Below are 19,099 nucleotides of genomic sequence, written 5' to 3'. Positions count from 1 at the left end.
AAGATGAAATTAAGAAGAACCATTAGTTTGGTTGCAATAACATTCGTCTCAATCGCAATATCAGCACAAGAAACTCTGTCTTTAGCATCTTGTAGGGATTTAGCTATTAAGAATAACCATCAACTTCAGATAGCGAAGACAAAGCAAGAGATTGCAACCAATATGCGGAAAACAGCCCAAACAAAGTATCTACCACATGTAGATGTTGTTGGAGGCTATACTTTAACGAGTAAAGAAGTATCGTTATTAAATAATGATCAAAAGGCTTTGTTACAGAATTTAGGTTCTACTATAAGTGGAAGTCTTAATTCAAATCTTACCTCTTTACTAACTGGTTTAGCCCAAAGTGGAGCTATCACACCACAAATAGCTCAACAATTAGGAGGTTTATCACAACAAGTTGGACAATCACTTACACAGTTTGGCAATCAAGCAGGAGCTCATTTTGTTGACGCTTTTCGTACTGATACAAGAAACTTATGGACTGGTGCTGTTGTAATTAAGCAACCTATATATATGGGAGGAGCCATAACTGCAGCTAATAAGTTAGGAAAAATAAGCGAAGAGCTAGCCAGTAACAATATAGATGCTACTGTTCAAAACACTATTTATGAGGTAGATAAAACCTATTGGTTGGTTGTTTCGCTCAAACAAAAGCAGAATCTTGCTAAAAGTTATCTTCATTTAGTAGAGAAACTAAATGAAGATGTACACAAAATGATTAAAGAAGGCGTTGCAACAAGGGCTAATGGACTAAAAGTTGACGTGAAAGTGAACGAGGCAGAGATGCAAGTTCTAGAAGTAGAAAATGGTCTTTCACTTGCAAAAATGCTTTTATGTCAGCTCTGTGGCTTACCTGTTGATACTCCAATAACACTCGAAGACGAAAGTAAAGAGAACCTTTCTTCTTCAACTGTATCTGAAGATATTTCAATAGAAGAGGCCTTTTATCATCGTCCTGAGTTGAGAATGCTACAAAACAACTTTGATATTTCAGTACAAAAAACAAAAATTACGAAGTCTGCTTACCTCCCTCAAGTTGCTTTAACGGGTGGTTATCTCATCTCTAACCCTAGTGTTTTCAACGGATTTCAAAAGAAATTTAGTGGCGTTTGGAATGTAGGAGTACTTGTAAAGGTTCCTGTTTGGAGTTGGTCGGAAGGTGTTTATAAAACAAGAGCAAGTGAAGCAGCAAGTAGAGTCGCAGCTCTTGAGTTAAAAGAAGCAAAAGAAAAGATTAGTCTTCAAATAACTCAAAGCAGATATAAACTGAATGAAGCAAACAAAAGACTTGCTGTTGCTTTAAAAAACATCACCAATGCCGATGAAAACCTTCGTTGTGCCAACCTTGGTTTCAAAGAAGGAGTGATGGAAACTACCGATGTTATGGCTGCACAAACAGCATGGCAACAAGCACAAACAATGAAAATTGAAGCAGAAATTGAAGTAAAATTAGCCCAGGTAAACCTACAAAAGGTACTTGGTTTATTAAAATAAATAAAGAAAAAAGCAATGAAAGGTCAAAAAAAATATATGTTCGTATCCTTGCTAACCTTTATAGTTGTGGTTGTTTTAACTGCAGTGATTGGGTTTATTGCATTTGGAAAAGAACCCGAAGTCATTCAAGGTCAAATCGAAGTTTCTGAATATCGTGTTTCATCTAAGCTCCCTGGACGTATAGTTGAATTGAGAGTTAAAGAAGGAGACTTTGTTCGTAAGGGAGATACCCTTGCAATTTTAGAAGTACCTGAAATTGAAGCACAACGTAAAGCCGCTGATGCAGGTGTTGCTGCGTCTGCTGCTTTCAATACAATAACAGACAAAGGAGCACGTAAGGAACAAATACAAGGAGCTTACCAATTATGGCAACAGGCTCAAGCTGCACAAGAAATTACAAAGAAGTCCTATACAAGAGCTCAGAACTTGTTTGACGAAGGTGTTATAACTGCTCAAAAGAGAGATGAGGCTTATGCTGCTTATAAGGCTGCAGAAGCTGCTGTTCTTGCTGCTAAAAGCCAATATGACCTAGCAAAGAACGGTGCAAGAACGGAAGAAAAGGAAATAACAAGAGAGAAAGTAAAAATCGCTCAAAGCTCTGCTGAGGCTGCTCATTCACTTCAAAAGGAGACTGTTCAAATTGCACAATACGACGGAGAGATTAGCGAAATCTATCCTAAAGTAGGCGAATTAGTTGGAACTGGCTCTCCTATTATGAGTATTGCTATCTTAAAAGAGATGTGGGGTACATTCAATGTCAGAGAAGACCAACTCCAAGATCTCTCAATGAATTCTAAATTTAAGGTCTTTATTCCAGCCTTCAACAAAGAGGTTACTATGCAAACCTATTACTTAAAAGATCAAGGAAGCTATGCAGCATGGCGTGCAACCAAAGCTTCTGGCCAATATGATTTAAAGACTTTCGAAGTAAAAGCACGTTTCGTTGATAACATTTCGGGTGTTCGTCCAGGCATGTCACTCGTTATTAAGCGATAAACGGCAGTATTTCTGTTGAATTAATGTTACATTAGTGTGAAATCAGATAATTGCTTTAAAGCTCTTCAAAGAGTCATTTTATATCAAATAGATAAGATGATTCACAATAAGATGTATTTATTGTGCACTATTGTCTTCCCTTTATTTGTAATCGTTTTCTTTACGAGTGTGATGCAAAAAGGACTTCCTTCGAAGCTTCCTATTGCTGTTGTTGATAAAGATAACTCAGCAACAACACGCAAGCTTGCACGTACTCTAAATACTATTCAAGAGGTGGAAGTAGTTAATCACTATGCAACCCCTCTAGAAGCACGCAAGGCAATGCAAGAAGGAACTATCTATGGATATTTCTATTTCCCACCTAAAACAACACAATCACTAGTGGCTGCCAAGCAACCTAAAGTGTCGTTTTATTATAATTCGAGTTACTATCTTGCTGGCTCATTCTCTTTTAAAGCAATGAGAACAATGTCTGTATTGGCTAATGCCTCTGTTGGTTCGGCTAAATTAACGGCTTTAGGATACACACAAAAACAGATAAAGGCTGTTTTACAACCCATAGTTATCGACACACACATCATCAATAACCCTACAATGGACTATAGTGTGTACCTCAACACCACATTTATTCCTGCTTGTATTGGTATCTTTATTCTATTATTAACCGTATTCTCGCTCGGTAAAGAAATCAAAGACAGAACCACAAAGAGATGGTATAGACTGGCTGGAGATAACTTTAGAATTGCATTATTAGGTAAGATGATCCCTCAAACCATTTTGTTTTGCGGAATAGCCATCATTTATACCACCGTATTATATGCTTATCTAGATTTCCCATACGCTTGTAATACATTCACATTATATGCTAATGCCATTTTATTTGTATTGGCTTCGCAGGGATTAGGACTCTTTTTCTTCTTCCTATTCCCCACCCTTCGCATGTCAATGAGTATGTGTTCTCTATGGGCTATGCTTAGTTTTTCTATCAGTGGCTTTACTTTTCCAATAGAAGCAATGGACGCTCCATTCCAAGCTTTTGCTTGGTTATTCCCCGTTAGACATCATTTCAGTATATATCAGATGGTTGTTTTGAATGGATATCCCATTCATTATGCATGGAGTCATTATTTAGCTCTCATCATATTTACGCTTTTACCAATTAGTATTCTTCCCAAATTAAAGAACATTTTACTTACTTATAAATATATTGCGTAGGACAATGAGTAGAAAAAAGCATAAGAGCGACTTGCGTACTTTTATACATTTCCTATTTGAATGTATAAAGCATGAAATACGAACAATAATGAAAGATGGTGGAGTGGTCATGTTCTTTATCATCGTTCCTATTGCGTATCCCATTTTATACTCGTGGATGTATAACAATGAAGGAGTTAAAGAAGTTTCTACTGTCTTTGTAGATCAATCTCATAGTTTTCTTAGTAGAACCTTTATTCGTAATTGCGATGCTACCGATGGTATTAAGGTTGCAAAGGTTGTTAGCTCCTTAAACGATGCACAAGAGCTACAAAGACAACAAGAATGTCATGCTATTGTTCTGCTTCCAGAAAGCTTTGCTCAACAAATTAACCGTGGAGAGCAAGGAACTGTATTGTTTTATGCTGATTTAAGTGGTATGTTTTACTACAAAGGAGTGTACTCTGCTCTTACTGATGTATCATTAGAAATAAGTAAAGACATTAAGATTGCGAGAATGAAGACCTATACAGATAAAGACGAAAGCATAGCTTCATCTCCTTTAGAGTATGAGTCTGTTTCACTATTCAACCCACAAAATGGATATGGAACATTTATTTTACCAGCGGTATTAATTCTTATCATTCAACAAACTATGATTCTTGGAGTTGGAATGTTGTCGGGTACAAGACATGAAAGAAGAGTATATACAGGAAGAATTATCACTCAAAGAACTATTATAGGTGGTTTTGCTAACACGTTAGGTAGATCTTTCTCTTATTTCTTTATCTACATTGCTACCACAGCATACACCCTTTTACTCATTCCACATATATTTAAATTAGTACAACTTGCAGATAGTTCAACCCTTATACCCTTCCTTTTGCCCTATCTTTTGTCTGTAACATTCTTCTCAATGTTAATATCTAGATTCGTAAAAGAAAGGGAAAGTATTATACTTTTAATGGTATTTACTTCTATGCCATTCTTATTACTATCTGGAATATCATGGCCTACAAATGCACTGCCTGTTTTTTGGAAAGTTGTTTCATGGTGTATCCCATCTACATTTGGTATTAATGGGTTTGTAAAGATTAATTCTTTAGGGGCAAACCTCAATGATATCCATCTAGAACTCATTGCTTTATGGACTCAAGTAGTGGTATACTTCATCATAAATATATACATACAGCTATTTATACCTCGAAAGAGTACCAAGAAATAGGTATATTGAGATACTACTCTTTTATTTTTTAGTCAAAACAATAATAAATACTTATCTTTGCATAAGTATATTTATTATCATGTAGAAAAATAGAAGATACAGAAAGTAGATAAAAAGTCATTGGAAGTTATACAGCCAATAGACCAAGTTTTTTACATTATGAGATTAGCAGACTTAAAAACTGGAGAAAAAGGTATCATTATAAAAGTCGTAGGACACGGAAGTTTTAGAAAGAGAATAATAGAAATGGGATTCATCAAAGGAAAGGAAGTTGAAGTTCTTTTAAATGCTCCTCTCCAAGATCCCGTTAAATATCGTGTCATGGGTTATGAGGTTTCGTTACGCCGTAATGAAGCTAAGATGATTCAAATTGTTACTGAAGAAGAGCAAAACACAAATTTTTTAGACACTAAAGAGGAAGAAATAAAAACAGAAGACCAACAAAAGATTAATCAACAAAAGCCCTTAGAACATTCTGAGGAAAACTCTCTCGCGTCTAAAGTAAAACAAGAACGACGTCAAATAAACATAGCTTTAGTGGGTAATCCCAACTGCGGTAAGACTTCATTATTTAACTTTGCTTCTGGTGCTCACGAACGAGTTGGAAACTATTCTGGTGTTACTGTTGATGCAAAAGAAGGTAAAGCCTTTTTCGAAGGTTATCAGTTTAATATTGTAGACCTACCTGGTACATACAGTTTATCAGCCTATTCACCTGAAGAACTCTATGTAAGAAAGCAGTTAATAGAAGAAACTCCAGACGTTATTATCAATATATTAGACTCGAGCAACTTAGAAAGAAATTTATATCTCACAACTCAGCTCATTGATTTAAACCTAAGAATGGTATGCGCTCTCAACATGTATGATGAAGCAGAAAAGAGAGGTGATAACATAGATTATAAGTATCTTGGAAGTCTACTCGGTGTTCCTATGGTTCCTACTATATTTACTACAGGAAGAGGGGTTAAAGATTTGTTCCACATTATCATCAACACTTTTGAGGGAGCTGATTATTTAGACGACAAAGGACATCTCAATAAAGATGTTGCAAAGGAAATAAAAGAGTGGCACGACACCTACCATCCATCTGAAAGTCATCACGAACATGATGAAGATTTTGCATCAGGTGAAATTCCAAAGAATGTTACTTCTAAACATATTCACATCAACTACGGACAGAATATCGAAGAAGCCATAAGCAAAATACAGCAAGAATTAAAACAAGATGACAAAATCAGATATTTATATTCAACTCGATACCTTGCTATAAAGCTATTAGAACAAGACAAAGAGATTGAAGAATATATCACAAAAACGGCAACAAACAGCAGTAAGATTATTCAGCTAAGAAATGAGATTAGCAATAATGTTGCCAATGAACTTCATGAAGATAGTGAAACCGCTATTATGGATGCTAAGTATACTTTCATTCATGATCTACTGCAAAAAGCGAACTATAAAATAGGGAAAAAGGAAAATACCTATAGCTTGACGCATAAAATTGACCACATTATAACCAATAAATGGTTTGGAATTCCTATTTTCATTGCTATTCTTTGGCTGATGTTCCAAACCACCTTCACGCTTGGTCAATATCCAATGGATTGGTTAGAAGAAGGAATTAATCTATTAGGCGGATTTATAACTAGTTCTATGAACAACGGTCCATTGAAGTCCATGCTTGTAGATGGAATAATTGGCGGTGTTGGAGCCGTTATTGTTTTCTTGCCACAGATTCTTATTTTGTACACATTTATTTCATTCATGGAAGATAGTGGATACATGGCAAGAGCAGCATTTATCATGGATAGACTAATGAATAAGATGGGATTGCATGGTAAATCATTTATTCCTCTAATCATGGGATTTGGTTGTAATGTGCCTGCAATTATGTCTACACGTACAATTGAAAGTAGACAAAGTCGTTTAGTCACGACACTCATTCTACCTCTGATGAGCTGTTCTGCCCGATTGCCTATCTATATCATGATCATTGCCACATTCTTTTCCCCAAAATATCGTTCTTCGATAATGATTTCTCTATATATTATAGGAATGTTTATTGCCGTTATCATGAGTAAGATATTTACGAAAACAATAGCAAAGAACGAAGATACACCTTTTGTTATGGAACTCCCACCCTATCGTTTCCCTACTTGGAAAGCCATTGGACGACACACTTGGGAAAAAGGAAAACAATATCTCAAGAAGATGGGAGGTATTATTCTTATTGCAAGTATCATTGTTTGGGCATTAGGTTATTTCCCACACGGAGAAAAACTAAATGAGGCTGAACGACTAGAACAGAGCTATATAGGTAAATTAGGAAAGACTATAGAACCATTATTTAGAGCTCAAGGCTTTGATTGGAAGCTAGATGTTGGACTACTTGCAGGTACTGGAGCTAAAGAAATTGTTGCTTCTACCATGGGAGTGATATACACTTCGGATAGTAGTTTTAGCGACGACAATAACTTTAGCAACGATACTGTTAAATATTCTCGTTTGTATGCCCAGATGAGATCAGATGGAATAACACCTATTTCTGCATACGCCTTCTTGTTATTCGTACTACTCTACTTCCCTTGTGTTGCAACAATCGCAGCTATAAAAAATGAGACAGGCTCTTGGAAATGGGCATTTTTCACAATATTCTATACCTGTGCACTTGCTTGGATTGTATCTGCTGCATTCTATCAGATAATGAGTAAAATTTTTATATCATAACAAGCTATACAATATTGGAAATAATATATAACTACCCATATTGTATTTAACGGGAGTTCGACGAATTCACATTAGATTAAATAATATTTCAGTCCGGTAAAATATGTACTTTTACCCATGTTATTGAAGTTTCGATCAAGAAAACAAAAGTAACAAAAGGGCTGAAATCCAAATACGGTTTTTATCCCTTAACTTTTATATATGGAAAAGGTTTACCAGACTGTAATAATTTTTATTATTTTTTCTTATACAAAGATAAGAAAATATGGGCTTACACTCTTTTTTAGTACACTACCCGTATCATTTCTCAAACGCTGTTACAAACTCTTCTTTTTCCAAAGAGAACTCCTTATAACTAATATCAAGAGAGTTCAACGCCTACAGGTAAATATGGACTACTTGTAGAAGTTTTCTCACTATCTGAAGTTAGTGAAATTTACATATTTGTACAGGATAGAAACTTATAACTTGTAAAAAAATACGTGCCCATCACATACCACTGCTTTTATTGTCCATTGAGAAATATTATTTATACGTAGAACACCTGAAAGAGAATCCTCCATTACGCCTTCATTTAATACCTGAAATTCACGTTTCAAACATTCTTTAACTACCTTTTCATAAAATAACAGTATATAATTTTATACATTTGTAGTCTTAATATAATTATTTAGAATATAAATGAAAGTATTTTAATATAAATAATCATCATAAAGAAAAAAGTTATGGATATACTAGCTTGTACAGATAAAAACTATATAATGCCATGTGGTGTTATGATGCGATCTGTTTGTGAAAACAATCTAAATGAACATATTATATTCCATCTTATTATAGACAAAAGTGTTGATGACAAGTGTAAAAATAAATTACAACAATGTTTAGTTGGAAATACAAGTATTCAGTTCTATCATTTTAATGATTCAATACTAACAAAATATACTATTGGAAAAGGGCATCATTTAACTATTGCTACTTATTATCGCTTATTTATTTGTAACCTTCTACCTCAGAATATAAGTCGCATTATTTATTTAGATTGCGATTTAATTGTAAGACATCCACTTAATAAACTTTGGAATACAGATCTAACCAATAAAGCCCTTGGTGCAGTAACAGATATGGGAGAAGCTATGACTGAACGCTACTCACGTTTAAACTATCCACAATCTTTGGGTTACTTTAATGCAGGAGTACTGTTAATAAACATAGAATATTGGAGAGAGCATAATTTGCAAGATGTATTTTGGAACTATATGAAAGAAAATATAGACAAATTAAAGCAACACGACCAAGATGTCTTAAACTATACTTGTCGAGATTGTAAAGTAAATTTACCTTTTATTTATAATTCCCAAGATGGTTTTGGATATAACAGAGCTTATTTTGATGTAAAAAAATATGCTCAAGAATTACCTCAAGCCCTCACGGCACCTGTGATTTTACACTTTACTGCAAATAAGCCATGGGAAAAAGAATGTGATCACCCTTATAAAAATGAATTTTTCAAGTATCAGAATCTAACACCATGGAAAGGAATGCCTTTGATTGCAGCTAAAGTTCCGTTAACAAAAAAACAAAAGTTTGTACGCTTCCTACGAGCATTAGGCGTTATAAAGCCAAGATATAAGATATTAGTAAAAGAACTACGATAAAAAAACTTTTTATCACAAAGTATGTAAAAGTGTTATTTTACTAAATACTTTAACATATCTTTACTCTATTATTTTACATCCACGTTAATTAAGAATAGCGTCTATTATAAGGAGAAATTAAATCCTAGAAGTGTCTAGGATTTAATTTCTCTCCTTTGTTTATTATTCTTTTTTCTTTATTGTTTTCCAAGCCTAATGGGATATTTGGTAGGGTGAAAATCCCTCGTGTTTCAGTAAGCGAGATTATGCCTTTATTTAGTTTGTATTATTAATTCATTGATAAAGAAGTTTGATATTTGTCTAAGTAGGTGGTTGCGAGTGTTTCCTCCGTAGATAGAATGGTTTCTATTGGTGTAGTAAAGCTCTCTAAAGTCTTTGTCTGCTTGCACCAATGCTTCTGAATATTCATAGGCATTTTGCATATGAACATTATCATCTGCGGTGCCATGGCATAGTAATAATGATCCTTCTAACTGATTTACACGACTAATAGGATTGTCTTTATAACCATCAGGATTCTCTTTGGGAGTTCTCATGTATCTTTCAGTGTAGATGGTATCATAGAATTTCCAGTCGGTAGGAGCAGCAACCGCAACACCTGCTTTAAACACTTTGCGACCTTCACTCATACTCATTAAGGTATTAAAGCCACCAAAACTCCAGCCCCAAATACCTATATTTTCTTTATCTACATACGACAGCTTGCCTAACCACAATGCAGTTTCAACTTGATCTTTAGCTTCTAATTTTCCTAATTGCAAATAAGTCGCTTTCTCAAAGGCTGCTTCTCTACCGCCAGTACCACGTCCGTCTACACAAACCACAATGATATCGTTTTGTGCAAGATATGCATCAAAGGCTCCACCTTGACCCATTGAGCCTGCATTCCACGAGTTAATAACTTGCTGACTGCCTGGACCACTGTATTGAAAAAGCACAACAGGGTAATGTTTTGAAGGATTAAAGTTAAGCGGTTTCATCATCCAACCATCTAATTGAATACCCTCTGAGGTTGTAAACGTAAAGGCTTCACGTTTTGCCCAATCATAGTTCGAAATCTTGTTCTTTAACTTCTCATTATTAATAGGTGTAGATAGCACCTTGCCTTGATTGTCTCTGATAGTGAAAACAAAAGGAGTGTTATAGTTACTCCATGTATTTAAGAAGTATTTAAAGTCTCCAGAGAAGCGTGCTTGATTCCAACCTTCTTGCTTAGTGAGCTCTTCTACAGAACCATTCTTCTTGCTAACGCAAACCTTTCTATCGTGGGGTGTGGGCAAAGCTGCTTGATAATACACTTCGCCTGTTGCGTCGTTAATTCCGTAAACATCAGTAATAATAGTTTTATTATTGCCTATCTTACGGATAAGTTGACCATTTCGGGAGTAAAGATACAAGTTCATTGCTCCCTCTTTGTCATTAGGAATCAATATATTGTTAGGAGTTATCAATATATTTCCAATGGCTTCTTCTTTAATATATTTAGGAGATGTTTCCTTAATGAGTAGCTGTGCAACTGTACTTCGAGGATTGACAGAATATAAACACAATTCATCTTGATGGCGATTCATGGTGAAAGCAATCACTTGATTGGCATCGTTTGTTGCCTTTAAACGTGGGATATAGCTGTCTGCAGATAACGGTAATTGCATCTTTTGGGTTCTTTTTGACTTTATATCAAAGCTCCATAGCGACACAATAGCATTATCAAAACCTGCTTTAGGATATTTATAAGAATCTAATCCTGGGTAATCAGCATAAGAGTTGAATGTTGGATGAGAGCCTTTAAACATCTGAATAGAATATTCTTTAACCGCCTTTTCGTCGTATTTCACCCACACAAGCATTGAAGCATCTGCACTAAATACAAGTGCTTTGTTGTGACTAAACTCTTCTTCATTCACCCAATCGGGGATACCATTAATGATTTCATTTGGCTTTCCGTCTGCCGTTACAGCACTTTCGGCATTATCGTATAATAGTTTTACTAAGAAAATGTTATTATTTCTCACGAAAGCTATAAGGTTTCCGTCGGGAGACCAGGTTGGAACTTGTTGCTTATCGCCATCTGAAAGCTTTTCTAATTTAGTAGAAGCGATGGTGTATATATAATAAGTTGCTTTGAAAGAGCGTCGGTATATGTGTTCTGTTTTGGTTTGAATGAGCATTCTTTTGCGATCAGGCGACATGATATAGCCGTCAAAACCATTAATTTTCTCGCCTATAGTCTTTGATATATCGAATAAAACAGCCGTTGTTTGTCCTGTTTTAAACGAGCATTGTAAAACTTGTTTGCCGTCACTACTGATGCGAGTAAATTGGTCTGTTCCTGCAATGGGATTCATTCCTTGCATCATTTCAGCAGAGAATTCACCATTAGTAATTGACTTTATCGTGATTTTATCACCTGCATTGGCAACGCTAAACATCATTGTGAATGCAGTAAGAAGGGTCCAAATCTTTCTCATTGTGTATCTTTTAGTATGTTCTTTGCCACAAAGTTAAGTAAATTTGTTTACTTTTGCAAAGGCTATTACTAATGGTTTTGCTTGCACTGTCATAGAATTGATAGGAATAATGTTATTTTCTTTGTTTATAAGTGCAGGTCAACCTAATTGAGAGTAGTTAGTTTTCTATTTTAATGAGATTGGAAATTTCAAATGAATACATCTTTTTTATATAACGATTTTGGGTCTTGGATGAAGCAACAGTTTCCTTTTAAGGTTCAAAAGATATCCATTGACGCTGGTTTTTCTTGTCCAAACAGAGATGGAACCATTGCTCGTGGAGGCTGTACATATTGTGATAATAGGACATTTAACCCTTCTTATTGTCATAAAAGAGATTCTGTTACAGAACAATTAGAGGCAGGAAAGCGATTTTTTGGAAAGAAATATCCTGATATGAAATATCTTGCATACTTCCAAGCATATACAAATACTTATTCACCAACATCTAAATTGAGAACAATGTACGAAGAAGCCTTAGCCGTTAGTGATGTTGTTGGATTGGTAATTGGTACTCGTCCCGATTGTGTTTCAGACGAATTACTCGATTATTTACAAGAGTTGAATAAGAAAACATTTGTTTTAGTAGAGTATGGAATAGAGACAACGAATAATAAAACGTTAGAAAGAATTAACCGAGGTCATTCATTTGAGTGTAGTGTTGATGCGATAAAAAGAACGAAAGAACGTGGAATATTAACAGGAGGGCATATCATTTTAGGTCTTCCTGGTGAGGATTTACAAGAGAGCATACAACAAGCTAAGATCATATCTCTACTTCCTTTAGACATACTTAAAATACATCAAATGCAAATTATTAGAGGAACGAAGTTGGCAAAGGAATGGAATGAGGAGCCTTTTCACCTTTATTCGCTTGATGAATATATTGAACTCATTGCGCAATATATTCAGTATTTAAGAAAAGATCTTGTGTTAGAGCGATTTGTTAGTCAATCTCCTCCAGAGTATTTGGTCGGTCCTAAATGGGGAATAAAGAACTATGAGTTTACCAATAAGCTTGTAAACTACTTGAAAAAACACAATATTAAGCAGGGAGATTTAGTTGAATAGCAAAATAAAAGGCATTATAGAGGCTTATAATAGCGTTCTATAATGCTTACATTGTAATAACTCTTTTATTGTCATTTCAGGGTGTTTCGCCATAAAACTACCAATCAATTGAACTTTTTTGGTAGTAAACATTTCTTTATTCAATATGGTATTGGTCACCCACATCACTGCTGCTGCATGCAATCCAGTTTCAATTAGATTGTCACTTTGCTCTTTTAAGCATGGGAAAAGACTCATTAGATAGAAGTGTAGGCAATCTGCTACAATATAACTTCTATTCATTGTTTCTCTTTGTGCTGCAGTATAAAATTTCTTATATAAAGGATATTCGCTACCAAGGTATTTATCTAATGAAATCCCAATGGTGTTTCTGTTTACAATAATGCTTTGATCAAAGGCTCCAATTTGTGTATAAACTTTTGGGATAGTTGTGCTCGGGAGTAGTTTTTGCATTCTTTTAAAAGCAAAAGATAATTCTTTATTGATGTCAGAAAAATCATTATATTGTTCTTCAATATCTGCAATCACACGTTGAAGAAGTGTATCTTGATAGAATTTTAGCAGTCTACTATTTATTCCAATTTCGTCAATATCGCCTAATTTCAATACATCTTCAATTAAAGCACGAGTCTCTTGTGGATATTCTGTTTGCATATTCTGTAATGCAGAGAAATCTCCAGTTGTGAGATAACGACTCTCTAGTTGATCATAGCGTTTCGCTTCAACCAACAAATGTTTGTCTTTTTGTTCTTTGTTACCTAGTTTTAGGTTGCAAGAAGATAAAAAGATGAAACATAATAGTAAATAGAGAAAGTGTCTCACGATGAATTGATAAAGGAATTAATAGGGATACAAAAATACAAAAATGTAATTTAAAAACCAAATAATAATCTAAAAAAAGTAAACAAATAGATTTCTGGTTACTTTATTATTTAAATTTATTAAAACAATCAGCAAAAAAATGGAGTGGGTATGGTATTCTTTAAGAAATAACTAGAATGCAAAATATAATTCTTTTTTTTATTCCTTTGGATTTTATAATATTATCTATTATCTTTGTGTATATCTAGATATAAAAAATTATTCAATAAATTTTGCATAGCTGTTTATCAGTTATTGTAGAATAAAATATGAGTTATAGCAATAAATTAATAATCATCCTAAACTCTAATTAAGAAACAAACCTTTTAAATTCTATAAGTATGTCAAACCAAGAACAAAACGTTTTATCGGAAAGTTTCAACTTAAAGAAATGCATTCTCTTTGCAGTTGCAGTTCTCATTACTTTAATTTTATGGAATCTTCCACTAGATTATTATGGCATCGACGGCCTAACGGTTATTCAACGACGTGTTATTGCCATATTTGCTTTTGCAACAATACTATGGATTACTGAAGCAATTCCATCGTGGGCAACCTCTGTTTCGGTAATTGGTATTATGCTTTTTACAATTTCCGACAATGCATTTAATTTCATGAGAGATGGCTTTGATAAGCAAGAACTCATCAATCACGAAGATATTATGGCTACATTTGCTGATCCAATCATTATTCTTTTCTTAGGGGGCTTCATTCTTGCAATCGCTGCAAGCAAGGCTGGTCTTGATGTTTTGCTGGCAAGAACCTTATTAAAACCATTTGGAAAAAAATCAGAAAATGTGCTATTAGGATTTATTCTGATCACAGGAGTATTCTCAATGTTTCTGTCCAACACAGCAACTGCCATTATGACGCTTACCTTCTTAACTCCTGTTTTTAAAGCTCTCCCACCTGAGGGAAAAGGACGTATAGCCTTAACTCTAGGTATTCCTGTTGCAGCTAACATCGGTGGAATGGGTACTCCAATCGGAACACCACCAAATGCAATTGCCTTAAAATATCTAAATGACGTGAATGGTCTTAACGCAGGAATTGGTTTTGGAGACTGGTTACTATTTATGATGCCTTTAACCATCGTGCTGTTACTTATTGGTTGGTATTTTCTTAAAACCTTTTTTCCTTTTAAGCAAAAAGTAATTCATTTACAAATAGATGGAAAGGTGCAGCGTAATTGGAGATCAGCTGTTGTGGCTGTGACTTTTATTTGTACCATCTTATTGTGGCTTTTAGATAAGATAACAGGAATTGGAGCTAATACTGTAGCAATGTTGCCTATTACTGTATTTGCAATTACAGGTGTAGTAACAGCAAAAGACCTACAATATATTAATTGGGGTGTTATCTGGATGGTTGCGGGCGGATTTACTTTAGGCCTTGCATTGAATGAATCGGGATTAGCAGAGATTGTTATTAAGAATATTACTTTCGACAAGTGGCATCCCTTGGTAATTCTTGTAATCTCAGGATTTGCTTGCTATATACTTTCTAATTTTATTTCAAATACAGCCACAGCTGCTCTTCTTGTGCCTATTTTAGCTGTTGTATGCAAAGGGATGGGAAGTAATCTTGACGCTATAGGTGGTGGCATTACAATATTAATTGGTATCGCAATTTCTGCTTCTGCAGCGATGTGCTTGCCTATTAGTACTCCTCCAAATGCTATTGCCCATTCTACGGGTCTAGTAGATCAAAAGCAAATGATGAAGATTGGAGGAGTAATGGGTTTTATCACAATGATTCTTGGATACCTAGTTCTTTTTTCTGTGGCTCATATGCATATTATTAAATAACATGAGGCCGATGGATTTACGTTAAATAGAATAAAGTCAATGTTCATTAGATAGTTACAAGGATTTTAAGCACACTTTTGTCATATAAGTCTTCTTCATTTTTCTTTGTTGCCTTCCAGAATTTCCATTGATGAATTTTCCTTATGCATGTTGTTTTTGTTTCTTCCATCACAAAACACTTGCTAAAAGGAAAAGTTCAGACTTCTTTGACAGCATCGATGTTCTCTTATATTTTCGATTGGTTTTTCAATACAAATTGTGGTATATATACACTTCCTGTACTTGTACAGGAAGTAGTGTTACTAAAAAAAATTATATGATATAAGTTAGCACATAATCAGATGTTAAGGAATAAAATACCTTTCTTTTCTCATTTGTTTTAAGATTAATCATACTTAAAGAAGACTTTGATATACTCTCAACCTTCATCTCATTAAACATCAAATCATCAGCAGAAAAATACTTATAAAGAGTTTCCTTTGCACTCCAAATCACAAGAAGTTGATCTATGGAGTTAAAGGGTTCATCATTTCTTAGAAACTTAGAGCGAATTCTTGCGATTCTATCACTATGATATTCTATATCTATAGCAACCATATTCTGAGTACTCAACAATACACATGCATAACCATTTGTGTGACTTATACTAATATAAAAACCATCTAACAAGGGTTGGCCATTACTTTTATGATGGACTACGACAGAAGGTATTTTAAGAAATGAGAGCAATAAGGCATAAGTAGCCATTACCTCAATGCGTCGACTACTGCTTTTATAATTCTTATATACAATTGTCTTAAGAACATTTTCAGGCAACTGACCTTTCAATTGTTCCTCTGTCTCTGTAATTTTCCATAACAAGAGAGTGGTATGAGGATTGATCTTTTCTACAGATAATAATGGCATAACAGATTAAGAATAACGTAATTACGCATCATTATTTGTAGAAATAGTGATCTTCACCTTACTAATTCTGCGTCCATCAACCTTTAATATCTCAAACATAAAGTTACGATATTCAATGCGTTCGTGCATAGTTGGGAAGTCACCTTTTATCTCTAACAATAAGCCTGCTAAGCTATCAGCATCTCCTTCAATTTCAGAAAAGTAATCATCGTCTACCTCTAAAATTCTAGTAACATCACTTAAAAGTGTCTTTCCATCAAATACATAAGTATTATAGTTAAGCTTGCTATAACTTGTATCTTCTTCATCGTATTCGTCATTGATTTCTCCTACAATTTCTTCAAGTATATCTTCTAGTGTAATAAGACCACTTGTTCCACCAAACTCATCAACAACAATGGCGATATGAACCTTATTCTCTTTAAAATCTTTCATCATATCATCGAGTCGTTTCGTTTCAGGAACGAAGTGAGGAGGGCGCATTAAGGTCTGCCATTTAAAGCTTGTAGGCTTAGTAAGATGCGGAAGAAGGTCTTTAATATAAAGAACTCCCTTTATGTTATCATCGTTATTTTGATAAACTGGAATTCTACTATAATTGTTCTCTACAATGCTTTTCAACACATCTGAGAAAGAACTATTGATATTTAAAGCAACAATATCTTGACGACTGGTCATCACTTCTCGCACTGTTTCATCTCCAAAACGCACAATTCCTTGTAGCATTTTCTGCTCTTCTTTTATATCATTCTTGTCTGTTAGCTCCAAAGCGTGTTCAAGCTCATCTACACTAAGCATTTGTTGGTCGTTCTTAATCACTTTAGAAGCTAAGAAACCACTACGCAAAAGAATTGTTTCAAATACCCAAAAAAGACGTCTAAAGAATAATATGCCATTCACCGAACGACGACAAAAAGCTAAAGGATTCTCTCTACTATATACCTTTGGAATAATTTCTCCAAATAATAAAAGTAAGAAGGTCAATAAAACTGTAACAATTAAGAATTGTAACCAATAAGCTTTTTCACCAAAATAAACCAACGAAGTGAATATATAATTACATAACATAATGATGGTTACATTTACAAAGTTATTGGTTATCAGAATGGTTGCTAGGGTTCTTTCACTATCATCTCGAAGCATATTGATAGCTTTATCTTGCTCTGTGCGTTCTTCTGACAATTCAGAAAGGTCAGAAGGAGACAAGCTGAAATAGGCAATTTCAGAAGCACTGGCAAATGCCGACAAGCCAAGTAAAACAATAGTGATAAGAATTGCAATGACAACTCCTAAAGAAATTGGATTAAAAGAAATATCTGATAATGCTTGTTCTATCGAAAGAAAATCCACGTTTTAGTATCTTTAATATTAATAGTTAAATGCCAATATACACACTAAAAGGGCATATTGGCATCAGAAGTATCTGTTATTGTATTTGTTTCTTCAGTTTTTTGAGGCACATTCAGCTCGCTTTCGGACGAGTGTGGACGTGAAGTTAAAAGCTCCATATTATCAACATATATTTCAGGAACAGTTCTTCTAACTCCTCGTTGATCATCATAAGAACGATAACGAATTTTTCCTTCAACATATATTCTATCACCTTTATGAACAAATCGTTCAACAATTTTAGCTAAACCTTTGGTAAATATTACATTATGCCAATCGGTTCTATCTGGAACTTTTATTCCATTAGGCAATGTATATCCTCTTTCTGTCGTTGCTAAAGACAATTGTGCAATAGCTTGATCAACATCAAAATAGCGTACATCCGGTTCCTTTCCTACATTACCTATTAACATAATCTTATTCATAAGTAATAATTTTTGAAATGAAGAATTAAAGTATTAGTTATTTCCACATACCTAAGTAGGAAAAAGTAAAATTCTTTCCTTTAGCTGATGGAAATTGTGAACGCCCATCAACTCTTGTTCTTAAATGCTCAACAATACGATTGTAACAATCTAAACCAGAGATTGCTTTACATTGAACAACAAAATGTGTATCTCTATATTCGAACTTTCCTGTTGTAGGAACCATAACAACACGTTTAAAATCTAATACTCCTTCATACCATCCTTCGCGTATTTCATTTATTCTACTTGTTGCGGAATTCATCATTTCACGCTGTTCCTGAACAGGAGCAGGCATAGGAATTGGGTGTAAAGCTTTTTTTTGTTTAAAATCCATCATTGTTGCCGCTGTAGTTTTTATAACAATAAAATAGACTCGCTGACGGACTTTATAACGTTTAGGGTAAAAAACATCGTTTGTAGCATACTCACGAATGTCTGCTTCAATATCTTGGTTCATACCAATTTCTGGTATTGAATAAAGAAAATCTAGTGCTTCTTCGATATTGTACGCCAATGTTTCATTATCGAAATAACGCAAATATAAATTCATTGAATGTATGTTTCTCTAAAATAAACTAAGAAATAAAGAGCGGAAAACGAGACTCGAACTCGCGACCCCAACCTTGGCAAGGTTGTGCTCTACCAACTGAGCTATTTCCGCAAATAATAATAAAATAATAAGTGAAGAGGAGGAGACTCGAACTCCCACGAAACAATTTTCACTACCCCCTCAAAGTAGCGCGTCTACCAATTCCGCCACCTCTCCATTTTATTCATTGATGTATCCAAAAAA

At 34.5% G+C, this 19,099-nt stretch carries 14 protein-coding genes and 2 tRNA genes; 8 read left to right on the top strand and 8 right to left on the bottom strand.

Features of this window, described 5'->3' with window-relative positions:
• Positions 1-3 precede the first annotated feature (3 nt).
• From HMPREF0669_RS05875 to HMPREF0669_RS05850, 6 genes are all read left to right on the top strand, one after another.
• Complete coding sequence (locus HMPREF0669_RS05875; RefSeq protein WP_009227602.1) at positions 4-1,497, top strand: TolC family protein; 1,494 nt, start codon at positions 4-6, stop codon at positions 1,495-1,497.
• A gap of 15 nt (positions 1,498-1,512) precedes the next feature.
• Positions 1,513-2,493 carry an HlyD family secretion protein gene (locus HMPREF0669_RS05870; protein ID WP_009227601.1) on the top strand — a complete coding sequence of 327 codons (981 nt, stop codon included), beginning with the start codon at positions 1,513-1,515 and terminating at the stop codon, positions 2,491-2,493.
• 96 nt (positions 2,494-2,589) lie between these two features.
• A complete protein-coding gene (locus tag HMPREF0669_RS05865) occupies positions 2,590-3,708 on the top strand; it encodes an ABC transporter permease (RefSeq protein ID WP_020967235.1) in 1,119 nt (372 codons plus the stop codon).
• A gap of 4 nt (positions 3,709-3,712) precedes the next feature.
• Positions 3,713-4,912 (top strand): ABC transporter permease, encoded by a 1,200-nt coding sequence (locus tag HMPREF0669_RS05860; RefSeq protein ID WP_020967234.1) that lies wholly within the window; start codon positions 3,713-3,715, stop codon positions 4,910-4,912.
• Positions 4,913-5,071: 159 nt separating this feature from the next.
• The gene (feoB, locus tag HMPREF0669_RS05855; RefSeq protein ID WP_009227599.1) at positions 5,072-7,642 is read left to right on the top strand and encodes a ferrous iron transport protein B; all 2,571 of its coding nucleotides are present in this window, start codon (positions 5,072-5,074) and stop codon (positions 7,640-7,642) included.
• A 725-nt stretch (positions 7,643-8,367) separates the two neighbouring features.
• Positions 8,368-9,297, top strand: a complete 930-nt coding sequence (locus tag HMPREF0669_RS05850; RefSeq protein ID WP_009227598.1) for a glycosyltransferase family 8 protein — start codon at positions 8,368-8,370, stop codon at positions 9,295-9,297.
• A 251-nt stretch (positions 9,298-9,548) separates the two neighbouring features.
• Here the strand turns inward: HMPREF0669_RS05850 and HMPREF0669_RS05845 are convergent, their stop codons facing one another.
• A complete protein-coding gene (locus HMPREF0669_RS05845; RefSeq protein WP_020967232.1) occupies positions 9,549-11,765 on the bottom strand; it encodes a S9 family peptidase in 2,217 nt (738 codons plus the stop codon).
• Between the two features lie 192 nt (positions 11,766-11,957).
• Here HMPREF0669_RS05845 and HMPREF0669_RS05840 point away from each other — a divergent pair, with 192 nt between their 5' ends.
• Positions 11,958-12,875: a TIGR01212 family radical SAM protein gene (locus HMPREF0669_RS05840; RefSeq protein WP_009227596.1), complete on the top strand. Its 918-nt coding sequence runs from the start codon at positions 11,958-11,960 to the stop codon at positions 12,873-12,875.
• 24 nt (positions 12,876-12,899) lie between these two features.
• Here HMPREF0669_RS05840 and HMPREF0669_RS05835 read toward each other — a convergent pair whose 3' ends face one another.
• Complete coding sequence (locus HMPREF0669_RS05835; protein WP_009227595.1) at positions 12,900-13,697, bottom strand: gliding motility protein GldB; 798 nt, start codon at positions 13,695-13,697, stop codon at positions 12,900-12,902.
• 380 nt (positions 13,698-14,077) lie between these two features.
• On the opposite strand from HMPREF0669_RS05835, the gene HMPREF0669_RS05830 reads away from it, so the two are divergent.
• A complete protein-coding gene (locus HMPREF0669_RS05830; protein WP_009227594.1) occupies positions 14,078-15,544 on the top strand; it encodes a DASS family sodium-coupled anion symporter in 1,467 nt (488 codons plus the stop codon).
• Between the two features lie 312 nt (positions 15,545-15,856).
• On the opposite strand, the gene HMPREF0669_RS05820 is transcribed toward HMPREF0669_RS05830, so the two are convergent.
• The 6 genes from HMPREF0669_RS05820 to HMPREF0669_RS05795 all read right to left on the bottom strand — a co-directional run bounded on the left by HMPREF0669_RS05820 (position 15,857) and on the right by HMPREF0669_RS05795 (position 19,072).
• Positions 15,857-16,450 carry a 4'-phosphopantetheinyl transferase superfamily protein gene (locus tag HMPREF0669_RS05820; RefSeq protein WP_009227593.1) on the bottom strand — a complete coding sequence of 198 codons (594 nt, stop codon included), beginning with the start codon at positions 16,448-16,450 and terminating at the stop codon, positions 15,857-15,859.
• A gap of 21 nt (positions 16,451-16,471) precedes the next feature.
• The gene (gldE, locus tag HMPREF0669_RS05815; protein WP_020967230.1) at positions 16,472-17,800 is read right to left on the bottom strand and encodes a gliding motility-associated protein GldE; all 1,329 of its coding nucleotides are present in this window, start codon (positions 17,798-17,800) and stop codon (positions 16,472-16,474) included.
• A 44-nt stretch (positions 17,801-17,844) separates the two neighbouring features.
• Positions 17,845-18,264, bottom strand: a complete 420-nt coding sequence (locus tag HMPREF0669_RS05810) for a single-stranded DNA-binding protein (RefSeq protein ID WP_009227591.1) — start codon at positions 18,262-18,264, stop codon at positions 17,845-17,847.
• Between the two features lie 37 nt (positions 18,265-18,301).
• Positions 18,302-18,856: a hypothetical protein gene (locus HMPREF0669_RS05805; protein WP_009227590.1), complete on the bottom strand. Its 555-nt coding sequence runs from the start codon at positions 18,854-18,856 to the stop codon at positions 18,302-18,304.
• Between the two features lie 38 nt (positions 18,857-18,894).
• A tRNA-Gly gene (locus tag HMPREF0669_RS05800) sits at positions 18,895-18,967 on the bottom strand.
• A gap of 21 nt (positions 18,968-18,988) precedes the next feature.
• A tRNA-Leu gene (locus HMPREF0669_RS05795) sits at positions 18,989-19,072 on the bottom strand.
• Between the last annotated feature and the right edge of the window lie 27 nt (positions 19,073-19,099).

This window comes from Prevotella sp. oral taxon 299 str. F0039, assembly GCF_000163055.2.
GTDB lineage: Bacteria > Bacteroidota > Bacteroidia > Bacteroidales > Bacteroidaceae > Prevotella.
This window is presented reverse-complemented; position numbering and strand designations above follow the sequence as displayed.